This window comes from Cryobacterium flavum (assembly GCF_900103805.1).
Classification (GTDB): Bacteria; Actinomycetota; Actinomycetes; order Actinomycetales; family Microbacteriaceae; genus Cryobacterium; species Cryobacterium flavum.
The window spans coordinates 77209-100278 of sequence record NZ_FNIB01000005.1 but is presented as its reverse complement, the minus strand read 5'-3'; the positions used below and the strand labels follow the sequence as shown (position 1 = coordinate 100278).

General features: G+C 66.7%; 16 protein-coding genes. 11 read left to right on the top strand and 5 right to left on the bottom strand.

The genetic code is table 11. The features are described from left to right. Positions 1-20 precede the first annotated feature (20 nt). The 3 genes from BLS91_RS08505 to BLS91_RS08495 all read right to left on the bottom strand — a co-directional run bounded on the left by BLS91_RS08505 (position 21) and on the right by BLS91_RS08495 (position 1999). Positions 21-302, bottom strand: a complete 282-nt coding sequence (locus tag BLS91_RS08505) for a hypothetical protein (RefSeq protein WP_092340305.1) — start codon at positions 300-302, stop codon at positions 21-23. Positions 303-336: 34 nt separating this feature from the next. Further along, positions 337-729 carry a RodZ family helix-turn-helix domain-containing protein gene (locus BLS91_RS08500; RefSeq protein ID WP_092340304.1) on the bottom strand — a complete coding sequence of 131 codons (393 nt, stop codon included), beginning with the start codon at positions 727-729 and terminating at the stop codon, positions 337-339. A gap of 85 nt (positions 730-814) precedes the next feature. Next, complete coding sequence (locus tag BLS91_RS08495) at positions 815-1999, bottom strand: DNA topoisomerase IB (protein ID WP_092340303.1); 1185 nt, start codon at positions 1997-1999, stop codon at positions 815-817. Positions 2000-2363: 364 nt separating this feature from the next. Between BLS91_RS08495 and BLS91_RS08490 the strand changes: the two genes are divergently transcribed. From BLS91_RS08490 to BLS91_RS08455, 8 genes are all read left to right on the top strand, one after another. Continuing rightward, positions 2364-8471, top strand: coding sequence for a fibronectin type III domain-containing protein (locus tag BLS91_RS08490; protein WP_092340302.1), 6108 nt, complete (start codon positions 2364-2366; stop codon positions 8469-8471). 401 nt (positions 8472-8872) lie between these two features. Beyond that, on the top strand, positions 8873-10108 hold the full coding sequence (locus BLS91_RS08485) for an Rv2578c family radical SAM protein (protein ID WP_092340301.1): 1236 nt from the start codon (positions 8873-8875) through the stop codon (positions 10106-10108). A 108-nt stretch (positions 10109-10216) separates the two neighbouring features. Then, complete coding sequence (locus BLS91_RS08480) at positions 10217-11572, top strand: sensor histidine kinase (RefSeq protein ID WP_092340300.1); 1356 nt, start codon at positions 10217-10219, stop codon at positions 11570-11572. After that, entirely contained in the window at positions 11569-12984 is a 1416-nt protein-coding gene (locus BLS91_RS08475) for a hypothetical protein (protein ID WP_092340299.1), read from the top strand. Before BLS91_RS08480 ends, BLS91_RS08475 begins: the two co-directional genes overlap by 4 nt. After that, positions 12984-13613 (top strand): thymidine kinase, encoded by a 630-nt coding sequence (locus tag BLS91_RS08470; RefSeq protein ID WP_092340298.1) that lies wholly within the window; start codon positions 12984-12986, stop codon positions 13611-13613. The genes BLS91_RS08475 and BLS91_RS08470 overlap by 1 nt, the downstream gene beginning before the upstream one ends. 221 nt (positions 13614-13834) lie before the next feature. Then, the gene (locus BLS91_RS08465; RefSeq protein WP_092340297.1) at positions 13835-14488 is read left to right on the top strand and encodes a response regulator; all 654 of its coding nucleotides are present in this window, start codon (positions 13835-13837) and stop codon (positions 14486-14488) included. Beyond that, the gene (locus tag BLS91_RS08460; RefSeq protein ID WP_092340296.1) at positions 14488-16866 is read left to right on the top strand and encodes a sensor histidine kinase; all 2379 of its coding nucleotides are present in this window, start codon (positions 14488-14490) and stop codon (positions 16864-16866) included. Before BLS91_RS08465 ends, BLS91_RS08460 begins: the two co-directional genes overlap by 1 nt. A gap of 191 nt (positions 16867-17057) precedes the next feature. Beyond that, entirely contained in the window at positions 17058-17588 is a 531-nt protein-coding gene (locus BLS91_RS08455; RefSeq protein ID WP_092340295.1) for a hypothetical protein, read from the top strand. A gap of 164 nt (positions 17589-17752) precedes the next feature. Here BLS91_RS08455 and BLS91_RS08450 read toward each other — a convergent pair whose 3' ends face one another. Together BLS91_RS08450 and BLS91_RS08445 are read right to left on the bottom strand one after the other, a co-directional pair. Further along, positions 17753-18061: a DUF7882 family protein gene (locus BLS91_RS08450; RefSeq protein ID WP_092340294.1), complete on the bottom strand. Its 309-nt coding sequence runs from the start codon at positions 18059-18061 to the stop codon at positions 17753-17755. A 199-nt stretch (positions 18062-18260) separates the two neighbouring features. Continuing rightward, a complete protein-coding gene (locus BLS91_RS08445; protein ID WP_092340293.1) occupies positions 18261-18983 on the bottom strand; it encodes a CPBP family intramembrane glutamic endopeptidase in 723 nt (240 codons plus the stop codon). Between the two features lie 157 nt (positions 18984-19140). On the opposite strand from BLS91_RS08445, the gene BLS91_RS08440 reads away from it, so the two are divergent. Genes BLS91_RS08440 through BLS91_RS08430 form a run of 3 tightly spaced genes read left to right on the top strand, consistent with a single transcriptional unit; the run spans position 19141 to position 22968 of the window. Next, on the top strand, positions 19141-20574 hold the full coding sequence (locus tag BLS91_RS08440) for a tyrosine-protein kinase domain-containing protein (protein WP_092340292.1): 1434 nt from the start codon (positions 19141-19143) through the stop codon (positions 20572-20574). 28 nt (positions 20575-20602) lie between these two features. Beyond that, positions 20603-22414 (top strand): DUF4012 domain-containing protein, encoded by a 1812-nt coding sequence (locus tag BLS91_RS08435; protein WP_159433842.1) that lies wholly within the window; start codon positions 20603-20605, stop codon positions 22412-22414. 32 nt (positions 22415-22446) lie between these two features. Continuing rightward, positions 22447-22968, top strand: a complete 522-nt coding sequence (locus BLS91_RS08430; RefSeq protein WP_092340290.1) for a hypothetical protein — start codon at positions 22447-22449, stop codon at positions 22966-22968. The last annotated feature ends 102 nt before the right edge of the window (positions 22969-23070 follow it).

Genomic DNA, 23070 nt, shown 5'->3' with positions numbered 1-23070 from the left:
CGAGACGGTCGGCCCGCGGTCTACATTTCGTGGCCGTCGGCACCCGTGGTGGGATTGGTGTGGTGCTGCTCCTTCTTGACGGATGCTTCGGTGCGGTCGAGCAGGTCACTCACCTTGTTCTGTGCCACGGAGGCGGCGTCGCGGGCAATCGTCTCGGCCTGCGAGATGACTTTCTGCGTGGCGGGGTCGCCCCACATTTCGTGGGCTTTCGCGCTGAGCCGGTCATAGGCCTGGCGGCCGGCCTTGGATCCGAGAACGAAGCCGGTCGCGGTACCGGCGAGGAACAAGAACTTGCCTTTCATGGGGACTCCTTAGGGGTTGCGGGGTGCGGGGACGTCACGCGGTGGGCTCGGCGAGGCGGGGGTCTTCTGCGTCGACGTCGTGCCCGACGAGATCGGGGTTTGACGGGTTGTCTGCGGGGTCGATGTCGTCGAGGTTGGGCTCGTTGTCGACGTTGTCCTGATCGTCTTCGGCATCGCTGTCGGGCGCGGCGGCCTCCCCGGCTGTCGAGCCGTCGTCGCTCGGGGCCGGCCCATCGGGACCGGTGCCCGCGCTTGCGACCGGAACGGCTGAGCCCGCGTATTCGTCGTCCGGCCCGTCGGGCCCATCCGGCCCGACCAGCTGATCGGGGTTGGTCGGCGAAGCCGGGGCCTCGGGCGCCGATTCGGTTTCTGGGGTGTCGGGGGCATCGAGCGGCGGCTGGTTGTCGGGGTCGGAGTCGTAAGTCACAGGTCTACCTTTCTCATGGGGACGGCCGGTCGCAGCGGCGACCGGCGGGCGGCACTCAAGTTATACCCCGAACGGGTGAGATTCATCAGGTCGCTTCGCCGAGTAAAAGTGTGCGCAGCGCCGTCTCGACCGAGACTCGGCCCGCGGGGTCGATGGTCTCACCGGCGAGATAGAGGTCAACCACGCGCGGATCCACGTAGCTCGTGCGCGCGATCGCCGGCGTGTTGCCCAGCGCATCCGCCGCCTGACGCATGGCTGCGGCGATGACACGGTTGTCCTGGCGCCGGCTGCGTGTCGCAGCACGTGGCGGCCGGGCAGCGGATGCCGCGGGCGCGGCCGATCCCGCCGGCCCAGCAGCTGAGGCTTGCGCACCCGGCGCACCCGGCGCACCTGCAGCACCCGCGCCATCCGTGCCGCCAGACGATCGTGGCCGCCCGGCAGAGCCCGCCACACCGGATACCGCCGGCCGGCCGCCCGCCTCCGAGGTCACCTTCAAACTCTCGGCGAGACTGGCCGCCAGGCTCTGCGCGGCGGCGGCCGTGCCCCGCAGGGTGCGAAAGTCCTTCGCCGTGAACTCCCCGCCGGTTCGTTCCTTGATGAAATCGTTGATGTCGGCGGCCGACACGATGTCCTCGATGTCATCCAGTACCCAGGACAGCAGCGGTGCGGCCGGCCGCTCGCGCAGGCGGGCGCGCAGATACAACGCGAGGTCGGCATCCGTTATGACGCCCTGAAACTGTTGCCCACTCTTGGCCGGAAAATTCAGCCGCACCACGTCGCCGCGCACCGTTACGTGGGAGCAGAGCAGGGTCGAAAGGCCGTGGCTGCCGTACGTATCGGCGTAGCGCTCGCTGCCGATGCGCAGCGAGGCGAGGTCGAGCATGCGAAACGCCGCGGCGAGCGCCCGGGTGCGCGGCGGGCCGTCGCCGCGAAGCTCACGGGTGACTTGGCCGCGCACCCGCGGCAGCGATTCGGCCAGCTGCAGCGCGCGCTCGAACTTGAGGCGGTCCTTCTGTTCGCGCCACACCGGGTGGTAGATGTACTGGCGGCGCCCGGCGGCGTCGATGCCGATCGCTTGGATATGCCCGTTCGCGTGCGGCGAGATCCACACGTCGCTCCACGCCGGCGGAATCGCGAGCGCCGCGAACCGCTCGCGCAGCACCGTCTCGGTCACCTTCTGCCCGGCGGGGTCGCGGTAGCTGAAGCCCGTGCCGGCGCGCTTTCGCGTGTACCCCGGCCGGGTCGGGTCACTGCGTCGCAGCCGGGTCATGCCGGTGTGGCTTCTGATCGCATGTCGGCACAATAGTGCGATTCGCCTCCGAGCGGATGCTGCGGCGCGGCCTGTCCCACGCCCGTCCGCCACGTGGCCACCCCCGGCGCGGCCTCGTGGCACGTGTTGAGGAAGCCTGCACGTGTTCAAACCAGTGCCAACTTCCCTAACGCGTGCTGCGAGCGGATGCCACTGCTCGCGCCCGGCGTGCGCCGCTGCGTCCGTTTGAGACGCACGACGCGAAACCGAGCGGACACCCCTTTTGGGTGCCCTCCAGAGTGGGGCTGATGCGCGCGCCGCCCGCTGCACCAAAGTTAATCCTTGGAAACACCTGTGACTTGTAGGTGCTTATCGGGGGAATTTCGTGGCTAAACATCTGTCAATTCGCGGCGCACGCTCACGGGCAGTCGCCGTCAGCACATCGATTGCCCTGTTGTTCGGACTCGGCTTCGCCGCGGTAGGGTCCGCCTCCGCCACCGAGGCACCCGCCGACACGATCGTCGTGGCCGAGCCGACGCCCGAGCCGTCCGCAACGGATGCTCCAGCTCCCGCTCCCGCGACGACGGACACTCCCGCTCCCGAGGCGCCCGAGAGTGTCGAGCCAAGAAGCGAGCCGTCTACCGCGCCCAGCGCTGAGCCGATCGCCGAGCCGAGCACCCAACCGTCGACCGAACCCAGCGCCGAGACGACCGAAGAGGCCACCGAAGCTCCGAACCCCGCCGCTCGCGCCGCGGACGAGCATGCCGCGCCGGCCGACGGTACTGCCGCGATCTACGGTCGCCTGATCGACTCCGTTACCAAAGAGCCGCTCGTGGGTTTCTCCGTGGAACTCGCACGCTACAACGGTGAAACCGATGCGCTGTCGCGACAGAAGGGCACGACCGATGACGCGGGTGCGTTCGCATTCATCGTTACCGAGGCCACCTGGTACGGCGTCGAGGCGTCCAATGATGCTCGCGGTTACGTTCGTGCCTACTCGGACGACATCGACGCCGTCCTCGGCGAAAACTTTGATGTTGCAGACATCGAAATCGTGCGCGGCGCGATCATCTCGGGAACATTGACCCCGCCAGCTGGACTCGCCTCGGGTTTCACGACGTCTATCTCGGCCGTGCCCGTTTCCGGAAACACGGGCTACGGCTATGCCTCAGTTGAGCTCACGCCGGGAACGCCCACGCAGTGGCACCTGGCTGTGCTCCCCGGAACCTACAACGTGCAATTCTCCGGCGCGTACAACGCCACCAACGCACTGTGGTGGAACAGCGCGGGCAACGTGGCTACCCAGGGTGCGTCTCAATCCATCACCGTCGCAGTCGGCGACACAGTTCCGGGAGTCGACGCAACCCTCAGCTACAGCGATCGTTTGATTCGTGGCACGGTTGTCGACGACCAGGGCCTCCCACTCGTCAACGTGAGCGTACAAGCGCGACCGGCATCAGGCTCCGGCAATTACACGTACGGTTACACCGATGACCAGGGCGAGTATGTCATCGGCAACCTCGCGGGTGGCAACTACATTCTGCAGTTCATCCCGCGGCCGGGCGATGGTATGAGCGAGTTCTACGACGACGCCGCGACCAGCGATCTGGCAACTCCGCTGGCATTCGTCGCTGGCACAGCTCGCACCTACGATAACATCGATGCCACGATCGCACCCGGGTACAGCATCAGTGGCACGGTCCAGATGCCGTCAATCCCTAACACTTACGTCAGCGTTGTCGCCGAATCGGCTGATGGAACGGTGTCCGATAGCAGCTCGTGGAACAGTGCCGACAGCAGCTACATCATCCAAAACCTTGCCCCGGGCGAGTACACCCTGAAGTTCACCGTGGGCAGCGTTGTTCAGTATTACGGCGGCGACACCAAGGCAGAGGCTACCGTGCTGACCGTTCCCAACGTCGAAACAGCAGACCTCGTCGGCATCGACGTGACGATCGCTGTCGCGGTGATCAGCGGAACAATAGCGACCGCAGCGGGCTCCTACCCGCAGGTCGAGATTCTCTCCCTCGATGGCGCTGAGGTCGTCGCGACCGGTTATACCGGTTCCGGAACGTACTCCGTCGCAGTCAACCCCGGCAGCTATATGGCTCGCGTAGTCGAGAACAACACGATCGGCCAGTACTACAACGGCGTCTTCACGCTTGAGGAGGCAACTCCCATCGTCGTCGCTGACGGCGACATATTTGCGGCCGACTTCGGTCTCGTCGGCGGAACAATCTCGGGAACAGTCACGGCCGACGCCTCAGTCTCTGGCGCCGTGGCCACTCTATATCGGGCGAACAACACCCTCAACTCGATCAGAACGGTCACCCTCGACGATTCGGGCGCGTACACCTTTGACGGGCTCACCCCAGACAACTATGTAATCAAGGTCGCCTCGGGCAGTACCCTTCTCACGGAACGCTGGTTCGGCCCCTCCGGCAAGAAAGCCGACGCCACCGCCATCGACCTCAAGGCAAACGCCGACCACAGCAGTGCAGACATCGTTCTCACGGAGGGTGGTGGTCTACGTGGAACCATAACCGGACTCACGACCTCCAGCTCTGCCAATATTTACCTCTACAGCCCTGACAACAGCTGGGTGACCAGTGCCTACGCCTATTCATCCGACGGTTCGGATGCGCGCGCCTGGAGTCTGGCTGGAGTGCCCGCCGGCGAATATAAGGTTCAGCTGAGCAGCTCAGGCACCACGGAGTGGTGGAAGAACGCCACCTCATTGGAGACCGCCACGCTGATCACGGTGACCGCGGGCGAATGGGTCGAGAACGTCGATTTCGCGCAGAGTGTCTCGATCAGCGGCACCGTGACATCCGCTGTCGATGGCAGTGCCGTCGCCAACGGCAGCGTCTATGCCTACCGTGCGAAGGAGAGTTACAGCAGCTACCACGCATATTCTGGGTCAGACGGAAGCTATGTATTCACCGACCTGCCCGACGGTGACTACAAGCTGAAATTCGACGGCTATTCGAATGCTAAGCCGCTCAGTACCCAGTGGTACACCAACGCCGCCGACCTCGACTCGGCCACTGCGATCACTGTCGTTGACGGTGTCCCGGCCACGAACGTCGATGCTGCCCTGCAGCCCGGCATCGCCATCTCCGGAACCGTGACGGATGCCGCTACAGGCGCTCCCATCGCCAACGCGTCGATTTCAGGGTGGTCGAATTATTCCATCGTCACCGATGCGAACGGCCACTATTCGTCGACGGTCGCCGCCGCGGGCCGTTACCAATTCCGCGTGCAGAGCAGCACCCATGTGAACCCCGCCGATGTCGCCTTTGACGTGCCCGCCGAAGGCCTGCCTAACGCTGATGCGCAGCTCGTCGCGGGGACCGTCATCTCGGGAACGGTGACGGCCGCCAACAATGGTGTGCCGCTGTCCAATGTCACCGTCTTCATATCCTCAACGAGCGACAACTGGTGGTCGTATAACTCCGCGTATACCGACTACAGCGGCAACTTCACCTCGCAGCCACTGCTCCCCGGCTCGTACTACCTGCGCTACGAAAACAGCCAGGGCCAGTACGTCACCCAGTGGTTCGACAACGCGGCCTCCGGTGCCCAATCCACCGCGGTCAATGTGGGCATCGACCCCGTGACTAGCGTTGACGCCCAGCTCACCCTCGGCGGCGCGATCGTCGGCACGATCACCGGTTCCGACGGCCAGCCGATCGCCAATGCTCGGGTCGGCCTCGCCACCGCACCATCCCAGCCTGCAGCGCGCACGGCGGGAGCCCGGGTCGCCGGCGGCGAGCTGCTCGGCATCGAAACCTACACGGGGTCCGACGGGTCCTACCGGTTGCCGACCGTCGAACCTGGTCGCTACGTGCTCTTCGTCTACGAAAACGACCACAAGACCAGTTGGTACAACGGTCAGAGCACCCTCGATAAGGCCACAGTCATCGTCGTCGAAGCCGGCGAGAATATCGAAGTAGATGCTGCGGTCGAGCCACTCGCCGAGAACGAAACCGCGCTGCAACCCGAGCAGACACTGAGCACCGTGTTCGCTGTCACTCAGCAGCCGACCGACCAGTCGATCGAAAGTGGAAACACCGCCAATTTCACCGCCTTCGCCTCCGGTGACCCGCTGCCGACAGTTCAGTGGCAGACTGACGCATCCGGCGAGTGGGCCGACCTGTTCTGGCAAACCTCGACGACCCTCAATGTCACAGCTCCCGCCGCCAGTGACGCCCCGGTGAATTACCGCGCGGTCTTCACCCAGGATGGCGACACCCGCACGACAGAGTCGGCCTCACTCACGGCTCTGGCCCCGATCACCGCCCCTGATGCCCCGGCCCTGCCGACGCTCACCAATGAGACCTACGCTGGTGGAACCGTCTCGTGGGCTGCTCCCGCGAGCAACGGAGCCGACATCACCGGCTACACCGTGAAGGTCTATGAGAACTTAACCCTGGTGCGCTCGATTCCCACCGGGGTGGTGCTCACCTCCCCGATCGGTGGCCTCGCCAACGGCACCGATTACGAGGTCACCGTCACCGCGAATAACAGCCAGGGAGCAGGGGCGGAATCCGAACGGGCCACCCTCAGCACTGTCGCCTTCACGGTGCCGAACGCCCCGGTTGCGCCCACACTCGTGGCTGTCGACAGCACGCAGGTCACGGCAACGTGGGTTGCGCCGACCGAGGACGGCGGCACCCCGGTGACCAACTACCTGGTCAGCCTCTACCAGGGTGACGCTTTGGTTTCCACAAAGACAACGGATGCCCGCACCCTCACCTTCACCGGCCTCACCCGCGCCACGGCTTACACGGCGGGCGTAGTGGCCACCAATGCCATCGGCAGCAGTGCCGTGTCGGATCGTTCGGCGGCGGTCTCGACTCCGGCGACGAGCCCCGGCGCTCCCACGGCGCTGAACATCGGAGCGACGTCGCGCAGCCAGATCGCCGTGACCTGGTCGGCGCCGGAAGACGACGGCGGGAAGTCGATCACCGGCTACACGCTCAAGCTGTACCAGGGCACCGAACTTGTCAACACCGAAGAGACGGACGGCCAGGGCTTCACCTTCACCGGCCTCACCCGGGCCACCGCCTACACGTTCGACGTCTCGGCCACGAACTCGGTCGGTACAGGGCCCGGCTCCGAACGCTCCACGGTGGCGACGACGCTGGCAACAGTGCCCGACGCGGCGGCCGCGCCGACGCTGGTGCAGGCATCCGTTTCGGCACTCGACGTCACCTGGACCGCGCCGAATAACGGTGGATCAGCCCTCACCGGCTACACCGTGCGACTCTTCGACGGCAGCACCCCGGTGGCGACGAAGACCACCGAAGCGACCACGGTCAGCTTCACCGGCCTCACTCGCGGCATCGCGTACACGGCCGACGTGACGGCTGCCAACACGATCGGTTCGGGGGATGCCTCCGCAAAATCCAAGGCGCGCACCATCCCATTGGCGGTGCCGGGCGTTCCCGACGCGCCGACGCTCACCGCGTTGTCGGCCACCGAGATTGCCATGGCGTGGACGACGCCCGTCGACGACGGCGGATCCGCTATCACCGGCTACCGGGTGAACCTCTACCAGGGCTCTGCGCTGGTGTCCTTCCAGAAAACGGATGCCGACACCCTCACCTTCGCCTTCACGGGCCTCACCCGGGCAACGGCGTACACGGCCGAGGTCGTCGCGCTGAACGCGATTGGCGGGCAGGAGGCCTCGGAGCGTTCGGCTGCGGCGTCAACCGCGGCGACCGTTCCCGGTCTGCCGACTGCGCTGAAGCTCGCTGCGAACTCGGCCACCGAGATGACGGCCACCTGGTCGGCCCCCGCCGACAACGGCGGCTTAGCGCTCACCGCGTATTCGGTTTCGGTGTACCAAGGCAGTGAACTGATCGCCGAGCAGACAACGGATGCCGCCACCACGACCGCGACGTTCGCCGACCTCGACGCAGCGACCGACTACACGGCCACCGTGCGCGCGACGAATGCCGTGGGCACCAGCGCGCACTCGGCCGATTCCGGCATCGTGCGCACGCTGCCCACGGATCCGATCGAGGCCGACCTGACCGAGGACAGCAAGGATGAGATCGTTCCTTCATCGATCGACCTCATCCAGGGTGAATCGGTGACGGTCAGCGGGCTGACACCGGGCGAGCAGTACTTCGCCTTCTTCATGTCGACTCCGGTCCCGACCTCGTGGCAGACCGCTTCGTCAACCGGAACCATCACGGTTCGGGTTCCGACGACGCTCCTGAAGGCACACCGCATCGTGGTCACGAATGCTGCCGGCGTTGTCGTCGGCTGGGCGAACGTGACGATCAGCCCGGTACCCCAGCCCGCAGGCACTCCGGGTGCGCCTGCCGGCACCGGTGCGTCCACTGCTTCTGAGAAGAAGGCCCTGGCCGGCACGGGAACCGACCCGCTGCCGTTCACCCTGCTCGCGGGCCTGGTCTTCGCCCTCGGCGCCGCCTTGCTCGTTGCCGGGCGTCGACGCGGTCGCGCCGGTCTGGTTCGCTAAGGCACGGCCTCCAAGTCGCGGCATCTGTCGGTCCGCGCCCCCGTAGACCGACGGATGCCGTCCCGCACCTCCTGCAGGCCGCGGGCACGTTCCGTGAGACGAGGGAGGGAGCGGGGCCGCGGCATCCGCTGGCAAACTAGGCCGGCTCGGCCCCCACGTCGACGACCTCGACACTCCTAGGTAGGAGTGCCCGCTTCGATAGCGGGTGCCGCGAACCCCGCGCGCCCCGTGGCATGTCCTTAGGAAGACGGCTCCTGTTCAAACTAGTGCCAACTTCTCCAACACGTGCCGCGAAGCGCACGGGCGACGGGGCGCGGGAGGCGCGGGCTGCGGGCATCCGCTCACTCCGGGTTTTTCGGCAGACACTTGCAATTTAGTCGTACCTATGTTCGACTTGGGGCATGCGGTGGAGCTCACAAGAACTACAGACCGAGCGGCCCGGCGCCCTGCCGGGGCTGGCCCGCCTGAACAACCTCGTGCGCAGCGTGCAGACGCCCGACTTCGCCGGGATCACGTTCCACGAGATCCTCGCCAAGTCGGCGCTCAACCACGTGCCCGGGCAGAGCGCGCTGCCGTTCGGCTACACGATCAACCCCTACCGCGGATGCTCCCACGCCTGCACCTACTGCTTCGCCCGCCCAACGCATCAGTACCTCGACCTCGACGCCGGCAAGGATTTCGACAGCGAGATCATTGTGAAGGTCAACGTGGCCGAGGTCTTGCGAAAAGAGCTGGCGAAACCAACGTGGGGGAGGCATCCGGTGGCCCTCGGCACCAACACCGACCCCTATCAGCGCGCCGAGGGACGCTACCGGCTGATGCCGGGCATCATCGCGGCCCTCGCCGACAGCAAGACGCCCTTCTCCATTCTCACCAAGGGCACCCTGCTGCGCCGCGATCTCGACCTGCTGGTCGAGGCGAGCGAGCATGTTCCGGTCGATCTGGCCATGTCCATCGCGATCTACGACGACGAGCTGCAGCAGTCCGTCGAGCCGGGCACCCCCACCACCACGGCACGCCTCGCGACGGTCACCGCGGTGCGCGAACGCGGCCTGGACTGCGGCATCTTTCTCATGCCCATTTTGCCGTTTCTCACCGACACCCGAGCCCACCTCGACGAGGCGCTGCGCCAGGCCAAGGCTGCCGGGGCGACGAGCGTGCTCTACTCGGGGCTCAACCTGAAGCCCGCAGTCAAGGACTGGTACCTGCAGTGGCTCGGCCGCGAGCATCCCGAACTGGTCGGCCGCTACCAGGAGCTCTACGCCCGCGGTCAGTACGCCCCCAAGGAATACCGCACCTGGCTCGCCGCCCGCATCAAACCACTCATTCGAGCGCACGGCCTCGAGCGCGGGATCGTCGACCCCTCCACCGGCGGGCTGCGCTCCAGCGCCCTTCCGTCCTCCCCGGAACGGATGCCCGCGCCCGACTCCCGCGCGCCCGCCCTTCTCCCTGCGCCGGGCTCGGGTTCTGCGCTGGCCTCTGCACCGGGCGCTTCCCGGGGCCCGGGCCCGGGCCCCGTCCCCGGGCCCAGTTTAGAAACTGGGCCTGGGGCCACAAGGTGGGCCCCGGGCTCCGAGTCCCCGCGGTCGCTGATCGCCGCCGAGCTCCCGCCCGAACTCTCACCCACCCTGTTCTGACCGGTCAGACTTTCCGGGCCGGGGCCGGGAAACTGGGCACATGTTCGACCCACGGCCACGCCACCCGCCCCCATTCAACCCGGTGGCATACTTGACCAGGGGGAAAATATGTCTCTGGGTCTACCCGGCCACTTAGTGCAGCTGACGCTCGCGCGCGCCCTCGCACGGGCCGCACACTGGTTCGCGCTGACCTGCCTGATGGCCGCGGTCGTGTCCGTCGGCATTCTCAGCCTCACCCGCAGCCCCGAACTCTGGATCACCATCGTGGTCGTGGCCGCCATGGGGGCCCTGCTCATTCTTTTCACCCGGCACCGCCGCATCACTTTGGCGGTCGCCTATCTCATCGTCGGAACCCTCGGCGTCTACGTCTTCACCACGACCGTGCTCGGCGTTCCCGACGTATTCCCCGCGTCGAATATGTTCCTCGTTGCCCTGCCGAAGATGGCACTCGTCATGGTCGGCGGCGCCGGAACCACCGCCCTCGCCGGCGTGCTCTGGAGCACCGCGGCGTTCATCCTCGCCGAGACCGCCGCGTTCCTCGCCATCCTGGGTACCGCAGTGCCGTACCGGCCCGACCTGTTCACCCTCTCCACCTACCTCGTGCTCGTCGGCGTCATGGTGCTCGCCGGAATCGACCGCCGCGCGAGCAACGCCGCCCAGCCCGCAATCCACCGTGCCGTGCAAGACGGATCCAACCGCCAGCTCCGCGACGCCCTCGACACCCGCGCTATCGCCCTACTCAATGACACGACCGTGGCCCAGCTCGTCGCCCTGTCCCTGGCCGAACCCGGCGCCCTCTCGCCGGGCCTCCGGGCGAGCCTCAACTACACGCTGGCCACCCTGCACGACACCAACTGGCTCACCGACATCGACGCCCGCACCAACACCGCCCCGCGACCAACCGTCACCGGCACAGCCACTGAGAACACGCCGAAATCACCCGTCAGCGACGCCTGGCTGTCGAGCGCCGTCTACACCGCCATCGAACGCACACGCGACCGCGGACTCGTTGTCGAAGTCACCGGCGACCGCGATGCCCTCGCGTGCCTCGACGCCGGCAGCGACCGCGACGTGGGCCTCGCCGTTGAGCAGTGCCTCGTCAACGTCATCCTGCACGCTGGAGTCGCCTCCGCCGAGGTCGCCATCGAATCCGACCTGAGCACAATCTCACTGCTCATAACGGATGCCGGCCGCGGCTTCACCGAATCGGAATCCGCCTCCGACCGCCTCGGTCTGCGGCAGTCGGTGCGGCGCCGCATCGAACAGCTCGGCGGATCCGTGCTGATCTGGAGCCGCCCCGGCGCCGGCACGAGCGTGCGCCTGACGGTTCCGGCCGCCACACACACGCCCACGAACCCTGCCACCAGCCAGACCGCGCGAAACCGCCCGACCCCGCGAAACCCCCCGATGACCCGCGCGACCCCGCCCAGCCACAACCCGGCGACCCCACGGAACCCCCGATGACCCGCGCGACCCCCACCCCGCGCCGGCCGCGCGCGCCGGCATCCGCTTCGCAGCAGCGCCTCGACCCCATCGGCGGCCTCGCCGCGTGGCCCCTCGCCCCGGTCGTCGCCCTCATCGTCGTGACCTACGCCATCGTCGCGACGATATCGCGCATGCACGAGATCCAGATCACTGAGCTCGCCGCGGCCTCCGTTGCCGTGCTCATGATCGCGGCCGCCGTGCTGGTGTGGGCCGCCCGCCCCGATCTGGCGCCGTTCACCCGCACCCGCGCCGTCGTGATCGTGGCCCTCGGCCTCGCGGCGCACCTGCTCGCCGCGGCGAGCACCTGGCAGTTCAACGGCATGATCCAGGACGACTTCGCCCCGATCGGACTCGGCCTGCTGCTCCTCGCCCTTGCCCCATTCCGTCCGTGGAAAGAAATCCTCACGCTCGGCGTCTCCTCCGCCGTCGTCGTCGGCGTCACGGCCCTGGCCCAGTCTCCGTTTCTCGGCATCCAGACCCCGCCTTTCCTTTTCGCCATCATCGCCATGACCCAGGTGCTCGCCCCCGCGCTCGCCTCGGCGGCGTATTCGCGCCAGGTCGTCAACTCCATTCACCGCTGGCAAACGGATGCCCGCCGCGCCATCCGCGCGCGCACCGAAGAGAGCCGGGGTCTCCTCGCCACCGAGGTCGTCGATCAGCGTCTGAAAAACCTCGGCGCCGATGTGCTCCCCTTTCTGGCCGACGTACTCGAGCGAGAAACCCTGACAGCAGCCGACATCAAACGGGCGCGCTCCCTCGCCTTCCAGGTGCGGCGGGTGCTCGTGGCCGAGGTCGACCACACCTGGCTCGACGACCTCATCGACCGCGAACGCCTCAAACTCACCGAGCGCGGCCTCAACCCGCTGTGCGTGATCGCCGACCCCGAGCGCCGCGCGACCGGCTTCGACTCCGATCAGCGCGCCGCCGTCGGTGCCCTGATCGTGGCCCTCTGCCGACTCAAGGGCTTCGACCCCACCAGCCTGGTCGTACAGATCGACGGATCCGGCGAAGCCCCCGCCGACACCGACCAGATCACCCAGGCCTTCGGCCACCGCGGAGCCCGGCCGACACCGGCCGCCGACACCACGACCATTGCCATCGTCACCGCCGCCGAAGAGCAGGCCGCGACCCAGGCCAAGGCCCAGGCCCGCGCGCAGGCCCAGGTGCACGCCGCCACCGCCCCCAGGCCGCGCACAACGGGGTTGAGCGCCATCGACACCATCACGATCCAGGCCGGCATCTCCCTGCCGCCGTTTCACCGCCGCCGAGCCCTGCGCCCGTACCTCAGTGTGCTGCGCGCCGTGTTCACCCGGGTGCGGGTGACCAGCCGGCATCCGCTGCTCACGCTAGAATTTGACGCTGAGCGCACCACGACCAAAGGCATCAAATAATGGCGAAACTGTACTTTCGATACGGCGCCATGAACAGCGGTAAAAGCACGTCCATGCTGCAGGCGGCCTATAACTATGAGGAGCGCGGCCACCACGTGCTGCTCGCCAAGCCGAGCGTCGATACCAAGGGTGACCGCGGCATCCTCTCCCGGCTGGGCGTCACCCGCGCCGTCGACTTTCTGCTCACTCCCGAAACGGATGCCTACGCCGCGTTCCAGCAGCACCGCGGCGAGGTCTTAAAACAGTCCGGCCGTGACGTAAGCGCCCTACTGCTCGACGAGGCCCAGTTTCTCACCGAAACCCAGGTCGACGACCTGCTGCGCATCGCGATTCTCGAGAACGTGCCCGTGTTGGCCTACGGTATTCGCACGGACTTTCAAACCGTCGCTTTTCCCGGAAGCCGCCGCCTGCTCGAGGTTGCCCACAGCCTCGAAGAGCTCAAAACCATCTGCCGCTGCGGGCGCAAAGCGGTGTTCAACGGGCGCAAGATCGACGGCGCGTTTGTGTTCGACGGCGACCAGGTGGCCATCGACGGCGAAGAGGTCACCTACGAGTCGCTCTGCGGCAGCTGCTATCTCGACGAGAGCCACGGAGTGCTCAACAATCGCAGCCGGCCAGCGCCCGAATAATCCGCCCGAATAAAGCGCCGAGCGCACAGCCCGCCTGACGCGGTCGGGACGCTCGTCGTCGTCGCGAGCACCCCCTGTCCCCCCAGTTCCCCGCTTCCAGCTTAGAAATTCGAAGCAGACCGGTCCAGCCGCCAGTTCTGTGGGCCCCCAAACAGGGCACAGCGCCCAAAGCCCACAATGGGGTGCGGTCGGATGTGAAAGGAGACATTAGGGTAAAATCCATGTACCGCTATCGAGTGGCCCTCATCGACGATCACGAGATCGTCGCGCGCGGATTCGCCGAGTTGTTTTCCACTATCCCCGAGATCCACGTTGCTGGCACCGTCGCCACGGTGACCGAACTGCTTGAAACCACGCCGCACGGCACCCGCATCGACCTGGTCATCCTCGACCTGCGTCTCTCCGACGGCTCAACGGTCATGAGCAATGTCGACCGGCTTCGCGCCCGGGGTGCGGCCGTACTCGCCTTCACCGGGGGAGACGACGCACAGCTCATGCGGGCCGCAGCCCGCGCCGGGGTGCTCGGCGTCGTGCGCAAATCCGAGCCGGCCGCCGTGCTGCTCGACGCCATCACCCGGGCCGCGCGCGGTGAAACCATCGCCTCCACCGACTGGGCCGCCGCCCTCGACGGCGACCCCGACCTCGCTGACGCGGGCCTCAGCCCGCGCGAGCGCGAGGTACTCGCGCTCTACGCGGCCGGCGCGAAAGCGCCCCTCGTCGCGTCCCGCACCGCACTCTCCGAGGCCACCGTCATCGACTACATCCGCCGCGTTCGCTCCAAGTACGAGCGCGTCGGACGCCCGGCCAACACCAAGATCGACCTATACAAGCGCGCTCTGGAAGACGGCATCCTGCCCGTTCCCGGCCGCTCCTAATGCCCCAGCGAAATTCGCACGAAGCGGATGCTCCGCCTCGCCCGCCGAGAGCGCGTCCCGACGCCGACACGGCCGCCAGCGCCTGCGCCACCGAGCTCGACGACGTATCCGCCACCGAACGTCTCACCCGCATGCTCTACCTCGGCGTCGGCGCCACCGCGCTGATCTTCGGCGTGCTGTCCCTCGACGTGTTCCTGCGCCAGGTCTACAACCCGTTCCCGGTCGCGTCGACCGTCGGCTGGTTGTTCATCGTGGGGTTGCCGGCCGCCCTCGGTTTTCTCTCCCATCTGGTGCCGCTGCGGGTATTACGGCGCATCGCTCTCACTGAAGGCTTCACCTTTTCGTTCATCCTCTGCTGGTGGCTGGTCATGCGGCTCGAACCCCTCCCGGCCGGCACCGATGTGCCGTGGGTGCTCATGCTGTCGGGCATTCCCACGGTTACCATCGCCATCAGCGTGCGGCCCTGGACAGCGCGAATCTATGCCGTGCTGGCGTCTATCGCGAGCGGACTTATTCGCGGCGCGACCTCGCCGGAAGCCGACCCACTGCTCGTGGGGTTGCAGGACGCTCTCTATATGCTCCTTCTGTCGAGCGTTCTGGTGGGGCTGACGCTGACCATCCGACGCAGCGCCGCTCGAGTCGACGGGGAGGAATACGTGCGACGGGCCGCCGAATCCGAGCAGGCCGCCCGGCTTGCCCGGCGCGCGGAGCGGCAGACCATCAATGCCCTCGTGCACGACAGCGTGCTCTCCACCCTGCTGATGGCGGGCCTGAACCGGGCCTCGCCCACCGTGGTCGCCCGCCAAGCGCGTTTCACGCTGGACCAGCTCGACGCTCTCGGCACGGATGCCCGGACGGCCCCCGTCAGCGGGGCTGACTTCGCCAATCAATTGCGGCACCAGTGCCAGCAGCTCGCGGCCGCGGTGCACGTCACGATTCTGCAGAACGATCTCAAGCCGATCCCCGCTCCGGTCGTACTCGCGCTGCTCGGTGCCGCCGGCGAGGCACTGCGCAACTCGGTCGCCGCCGCCGGAGTTGGGCATCCGCATCAGGTGCGCCGTCGGGTGACGCTGAGCGCCGACCGGAATGCGATTCACCTGGCGGTCACCGACGACGGGGTAGGTTTCGACAGCGCCCGCGTGCCCGACAACCGGCTGGGAATCGTGGAGAGCATCGTCGGTCGCATGGAACGCGTGCCGGGCGGAAGCGCCGTCATCACGAGCCGGCCGGGTCACGGAGTCACTGTCGATCTGTTCTGGGTTCGAACGATAACGCCGATCGGGGCCTCGCCAGCGGCCACTCCGGCGGCCGTGACCGCGGCGACGGCTCTTTTCGCCCGCATACCAGGGGCGGCACCGCGTCCCCTGTCGTTCTCGGCGTCGCTCGGTCTTTCCGTGCGCCTGTCCCGGCTCGACGTCGTGCTCTTCATCGTCGTGCACTCGGTGCTCGCCGCCGCCAACTCCGATCGCATCACCATCATGCCGCTGGGCATCTTTGCTTTTCTCGCGCTCTCCAGCGCGGCGATTCTGGTCACCGGTGACGCCGCTGATCCGATGCCGATGATCCGCACGGTAGGTGTTCTCCTGCTCTGCACGGTCGCTGCCGTCCTGATGTTCTTCCACATTCCGAGCGGGCCGGTTGGACCGTTCGCCCACTGGCACCTGGGCGCCATCACGCTGCTGCTCGTCGTGTTGGTCGCCCGCGGACGCACCGGTTGGGCCTGGGCGGGATACGCCATGATGGCTTTCAGCTCCATCGCTGTGGCGGTGCACACGGGGCTCACCGTCGGCGACGGCCTCCTGCAGGCAAGCCGCCACGCGGGTACCCTCCTGGTGGGCACCTTGTTCGCCGTGGCCCTGCGGCACTACTCACGCAATCTCGACGAGTTGTACCGCGATCGGTTGCAGAGGGAAACCTTTGTGGCCCGCACCGGCGCGACCACCTCCGAACGTCAGGTGCAGGTCGCCCGACTGAACGCGTTGGCGCGACCCTCGCTCGAACGTCTCACCCGCATCGACCCGGTGACGGATTTTCAGCGCGACGAGTTCCTGCTGGTGGAGGCCAGCCTGCGCGACGCCATTCGCGCGCGCTGTCTGTTCGTCGAACCCATCATCGGGGCAGCCTGGGCGGCACGCGCCCGCGGGGTCGAGGTCGTGCTGCTCGACGACAGCGGCGATCGGCCACCGGCATCCGTTGCGCTGACGGCCGCGATCGTGGGCGGCGAGCTCGACCGACTGATGCAGGGGCGACTGACGGTGCGGGTACTGCCGCCCGGCCGGCCGGAATTCGCGACGATCATCGTGGAGACCACCGTGAACGCCATCACGATGAGCCGGCTGCTGGTCATCTCCCGGAACGGCCTGGTGCGGGAGGTATGAACGCGCGTTCTGCATTAATCACCCCCACTTCGGGTGCGATGACGGCGTTTTGCTGAGATTGATCCCCAATCTACCTATGTATTGCACCAGATGGCCGCTAGCGTAGAAGCAGCCTAGGTATTTCATGACGATGTGCCGGGAAGCGTTGAAACCGACGTCGCAACCATCTAGCACCCAGGGGGAACCTCACTATGTTCAAGAAAAGCCTAGCCACGGCCGCACTCGCCGTCATTGCCGTCTTCGCGTTCGCGCCAGCCGCTGTCGCCGCCGACTACGTGTCGGACCCTGCGGTTGTGACCATTACGGCTCCGCCCATCGCCGGCGAAACTGCCGTCATCGCCTTTGCCGCAAACGCGTTCGAGCAAAGCGAAAGCGTCAAGTACACAGTCACCGGGTCGCACGCCGCCACGCTGAGCGTCGTGAAGGCTGCCGTCACCCAGTCGCTCACCAAGCGTGCTGAGCTAGACGGCTCTTCCTCGGTCAAAGTTCTGATTCCCGATGAGGCCGTCGGCAACTACACGGTCACCGCCTCCGCGGCCTCCGCTACTTACACCGCAACCCTCGACATCGTTGCAGCCGACGCCGGATCCGGAACGGGCCTCCCGTCGACCGGCTACAATGCTCCGGTTCTCGTCATCTGGGGTGCCGCTGGCATCCTCGTGCTCGGTGTCGCCCTCGTCGTCGTGCGCATCTCGGTTCGCCGTCAGCAGGCCACCGCGTAACCAGCTTTTCCGGGCAGCCCTGGCTGCTCGCACGGAACGCCTCGACTGCCGTCTGGTGTCGGGGCGTTTTGTGCGCCCACGAGGGTACGTGGGCGGGCCGCTGCCGGCGCGCGCGACGTACCCGGGCGCGCCCAGGGCCACGGCAGCAGGGCCGTGGTTACCGGCTACGCAGTGCTCGACGGCGGTTCGGCAACGACCTGCAGCCCGGTGGCTGAGTTCGCCGAGAGCGACAGTGCTTCGACCCACTCCCGGTTAAGTGTGGGAATCTTGCTGCCGAAATACTTGTAGGCCAGGGCAATTCCCGGGTGGATCCACACTGTGCTGCGACCGCCGCCGGTGAGGGGGTCGTCGCGCCACGAGAAGTAGAACGATTCACCGCGGCGCAGTTTGGCTCCGATGACGAGCTGGATGTGCGCCAGAACGCGGTCATCGAAGTCGGCCGTCAGGTACGAATCGTAGGTTAGCTTGCCCATGTTCTGGCCTTATCGTTCGCAGGTCACTCCGACCGGCGGGCAGGCCGTATCGCAGAAAAACCTCGGGTGTTGATCACTCTTTCAGAGCGCGGGTAAGTGCTGTTCGTGCTGATACTAGTAAAGGCATTTGCAAAGTCCCTCGCCAAGTTAGCTTAAACCTATCCCCAAAGCAGGGGGCAGCGCATCCGAACCCCACGAACTACAGCAGAGCCGGCACAATTACGAGAGCATTGAACGTCACGTGCGCGATCATCGCGCCGCCGATTCGCCCGGTGGCCAGCGACAGCGAGGCTGCAGCCAGGCCAAAGATCAGCGTCGAGCTCCCCACCACCGCGACGGTGGCCAGGTCGCTGAGGTCGAGGGCAACGAGGTGCATAAGGGCGAACGTGAGGCCGCTCACGGCAATCGCGATCGGCGCCGCCCATCGTGCCGCCACGCGGCCGTAGACGGCCCGCAGCACGAGACCACGAAAGAAGAGCTCTTCGATGACGGGGGCGAGCAGTACGGGCGCGAGTAGTGCACCGAACAGCCACCAGGCGTCGTAGACAGTGTCGCCCAGGCGAACTCCGGCCGAGCCGATGCTGCCATAGCCCAGAATTTCGATGAGGCTCGCGACGGTGCGCGCCAGCAGTCCAACGCCGAGCCCCCAGATCAGGTCGATCCCCCGAACCGAGAATCGCAGCCACCGCCAGAAGCTCGCACCGTGGGCCCAGCCGGCCACCACGATGGCTCCGAGCAGGGGTATCCACACGCACAGGTAGCTAAGCGGCAGTGCCCACCGGGCATCGGCGAATTGCGTGCTGTCGACAACCACGATGAGCACCATCGCCAGCACGATGCCGATGGCGGCCGGCGTGAGTGCTGACCCGACGTGGCGCGGTCGAACCCTCGACGGCCCAGCTGTTTCTGTTGTTATACCCATACGGTAAAGCTACCCAAATACCCGTTAGGGGTGCACGGTCAGAGTTGGCGACTAAAGTTCGATATCCTAAGGTGAGGGGAGCCGTGCGATCGTGCGGTGCACAAAGCGCTGGTGCCAGCTGAAATTCCCACAGAACACCTGAGGGGAACGCCGTCGAATGGAACTTCGCGACTACATTCGCATGCTGCGCAAGAGTTGGGTGCTCATTGTGTTGTGCACTCTCGTGGCCGTCGGCGCGGCATCCGCTTTGTCGATTTTGCAGACGCCCCAGTACAGCGCCACGTCCAAAGTGTTCGTCTCGATTCAGTCGAGTGGTTCGACCGCCGACCTGGCCCAGGGCAATAACTTTTCGGTGGCGCGCGTGAAGACCTATTCGGCCCTCGTGACCACACCCATCGTGCTGCTGCCCGTTGTGGCCGCGCTCGACCTCGGTGTCACGGCCGAGGAACTCGCCACGAAGGTCACCGCGTCGTCGCAGTTGGAGACCTCGATCATCGAAGTGACCGTTACCGACACCGATCCGGTGCGGGCCGCCGACACGGCCAACGCTGTTCTGGCCAGCCTCACCCTCGTGGTCGAAGAAATCGAAACACCAGACACGACCGACGCGACCTCGCCGGTCAAGCTGGCGCGCGCACAGGAAGCGACCGTCGCGACCGCCCCGGTCAGCCCGAACGTGCCGCTCAACATCGCCCTCGGCGCCCTCGTGGGCCTCGCCCTCGGCGTGGGCTTCGCGGTACTGAGAGAAACCCTCGAAACCCGCATTCGCAACACCCGCGATGTCGAACAGCTTACCGACCTGCCCATTCTCGGCGGTATCGTGTTCGACCCGAAGGCCAAGGATCGGCCGCTGATCGTGCACGTCGACCCGCGCAGCCCCCGCGCCGAGTCGTTCCGCACGCTGCGCACCAACCTGCAGTATCTCGATGTGGGCCGCACCGACCGCTCCTTCGTCATCACCTCCTCGATCGAGAGCGAGGGCAAGAGCACGACCGGCGCCAACCTCGCAATCGCCCTAGCAGATGCCGGCTCGCGCGTTCTGCTCGTCGACGCCGACCTGCGTCGCCCCAAGGTTGCCGATTATATGGACGTGGAAGGCGCGGTCGGGCTCACCGACGTGCTGATCGGACGGGCCGACCTGGCCGACGTCATCCAGCCCTGGGGAAAAGCGCAGCTCTTCGTACTGCCGGCCGGCCACGTGCCGCCGAACCCGAGCGAGCTGCTCGGCTCCACCCGCATGACCCAACTCATCACCGAGTTCAACCGGGCCTTCGACGTGGTCATCTTCGACTCACCCCCGCTGCTTCCGGTGACGGATGCCGCGATTCTCGCCAAGAACGTGGGCGGGGCGCTGATCGTCGTGGCGGCCGGTCGCACCCACAAGAACCAGCTCAAGGGGGCTATCGCCGCGCTCGACAACGTGGGCGCTCCCGTCTCGGGACTCGTGCTCACGATGCTGCCGACCAAGGGCCCCGATGCCTACGGGTACGGCCACTACGGGTATGGCTATGGTTACGGCGACACCACGGTACCGGCCGTCGTGCCGACACCCACCGCGGAGCGAACCCGCGGCTCGCGCGTCAAGCCGTGACCGGCCCGCGTTCTGCTTGAATAGGGCAATGTCTTCTCCCCGATCGGCACACGCAGCGCGGCCGAAGCGCTCCCGAACGCGCACCACCGTGGGCCCGGTTGTGCTCGGGCTGCTCGTTGTCTTTATCGCCGCCACCGCCTGGGTGGGTATTCGCGGCTTGCAGGCGAAGGACGCCCTCGAGGCGGCCGTGCCGCTCGCCATGAGCCTCAAAGACCAGGTCGTCGCCGGTAACGGTGCTGCCGCTGCCCTGAGCGCGGCCGAGTTGGCCGAATTCGCCGACACCGCCCGGTCCCGCACGAGCGACCCCGTCTGGCGCGCCTATGAGCTGCTCCCGTTTCTCGGACCCAACCTGGTGGCCGTGCGCGAGGTCGCCGCGGTGGTCGACGACGTCGCCCGGAATGCCGTGATGCCCCTCGCCGCACTCGCCGGCACCCTCGACCTGAACGCCTTCAAACCGGTTGACGGAAAAATCGCCCTGCAGCCCCTGATCGATTCGCAACCGCAGGTCGCCGCGGCCAACACTGCTCTCACCCGCGCGGCCGCCAACGTCGACCGCATCGACACCGGCAACGTGCTCGAGGTCGTGCGCAGCTCGGTCACCCAGCTGCAAACCGTCACGGTCGACACCGCGGTCACCCTCGACGGCATGCAACGTGCCGTCACCCTGGTGCCGGCCATGCTCGGCGCCGACGCACCCCGCGACTACATTCTGCTGTTTCAGAATCCCGCCGAGCTGCGCTCCACCGGCGGCATCCCCGGCGCCCTCGCCCTGCTGCACACCGACCAGGGCAGCATCGAGCTCACGCAGCAGGCGAGTTCCGGATCGTTCGCGCAGCCGGACGAGCCGGTACTCCCTCTCGGCGACGAGATTCGCAGCATTTACGGGGACATCACCGGTCAGTTCATCCAGAACGTCACCATGACGCCCGATTTCGCCCAGAGCGGCGCCCTGACGCGTGAAATGTGGCGCCTCGCATTCGGCGTCGAGACCAACGGCGTACTCTCGGTCGATCCGGTCGCGCTCAGCTACCTGCTCGATGCCACCGGGCCGATCACGCTGGCCACTGGCGATGAGCTCACCGCCGACAACGCCGTGCAGTTGCTGCTCAGCGACGTCTACGCACGCTACGAGGTGCCGGCCCAGCAGGATGCCTTCTTCGCCGCCGCCGCCGGCGCGGTCTTCGACGCTGTCAAGAGTGGCCGCGCCGATCCGACCAAACTGCTCACCGCGCTCGTCCGCGCCGGCGCAGAAAACCGGGTACTGGTCTGGAACGCCGACGAGGGCGAGCAGGCCGTTCTCGCCGGCACTACCCTCGCCGGAGCGCGCCCGGTCAGCGACAGCACCACGAACCGTTTCGGCCTCTACCTGAACGACGCCACCGGTGCCAAAATGGACCTCTACCTCGACGTGCACACCGCCATCGGCCAGCAGACCTGCCGCGCAGACCAGCGCCCGCAGTACGCGGTCGAGGTCACCCTCACCAACACTGCCCCAGCGGATGCCGCCACCAGCCTTCCCGCTTATGTCACCGGCGGCGGTTCCTTCGGCGTGCCGCTCGGCAATATCAAGACCATGGTGAGCGGGTACGGCACTCCCGAGGTGCAAAATCTCGGCGTCACCCGCGACGGGGCCACCGTTCCCTACCATCCGGCCACCGATGCGACCTTTCCGGTCAGCACGGTGGGCGTCGAACTGGCCCCGGGGGAGAGTACCGTGCTGCGCTTCAACTGGCTCGGCGCTCGGCCATTCAGCGGTGCCCTCGAGCTGCGCAGCACCCCCCTCATCGCGCTGCACGAGGCGACACAACTAGACTTCAGTTGTCAGGGTTCGTCACAATGATCTAATTCAGCACCACCCCGGGGGGTAAGCACGTGCTCAAGAAACTTCTCGCCACACTCGCGATCGCTGCCGTCGCCCTGCTCGCTGTGCCGGTCGCCGCGCAGGCGGCGGGCTACGTCGCTGCCGACCTCGTCTCGGTCAGTGGCGACCAGCAGCCCGGTGGCGAGGTCAGCGTCGGGTTCCAAAGCGGTGCATTCGAGAAGGCGGAGCGGGTGGCCGTGGCCGTCACCGGCGACGGCGCCGTGACGATCGGCATCGTGCGTGCCGTGACCACCGACACGGAGCGCACGGCGACCAACCTCGGCGCACTCGAACTCACCATCGTGCTGCCGGCTGATGCCGTCGGTTCCTACACTCTCACCGCCACCGGCCTAAAATCGCAAAGTGTGGGCACGGCGACGATCACGGTTGTCGCCGCCGATGGCTCGGCGACCCTGCCGTCAGCCGGCTTCGGGGTGCCAGCGCTGGTGCTCTATTCCGTCGCCGGTGTACTCGCGCTGGGCCTGGCGTTCGTGCTGATCGGCCGCCGTTGGGTGCGCGGCCAGCACGCCTGAATTAGGGTTTTGCACCCCTGATTACGGGGCAGGCGTGGGAGTAAAGGGGCGTTCTTTCTGTGGGAGACTACGGAGAGCAGTTATGTATCGCAACGAAAGGTC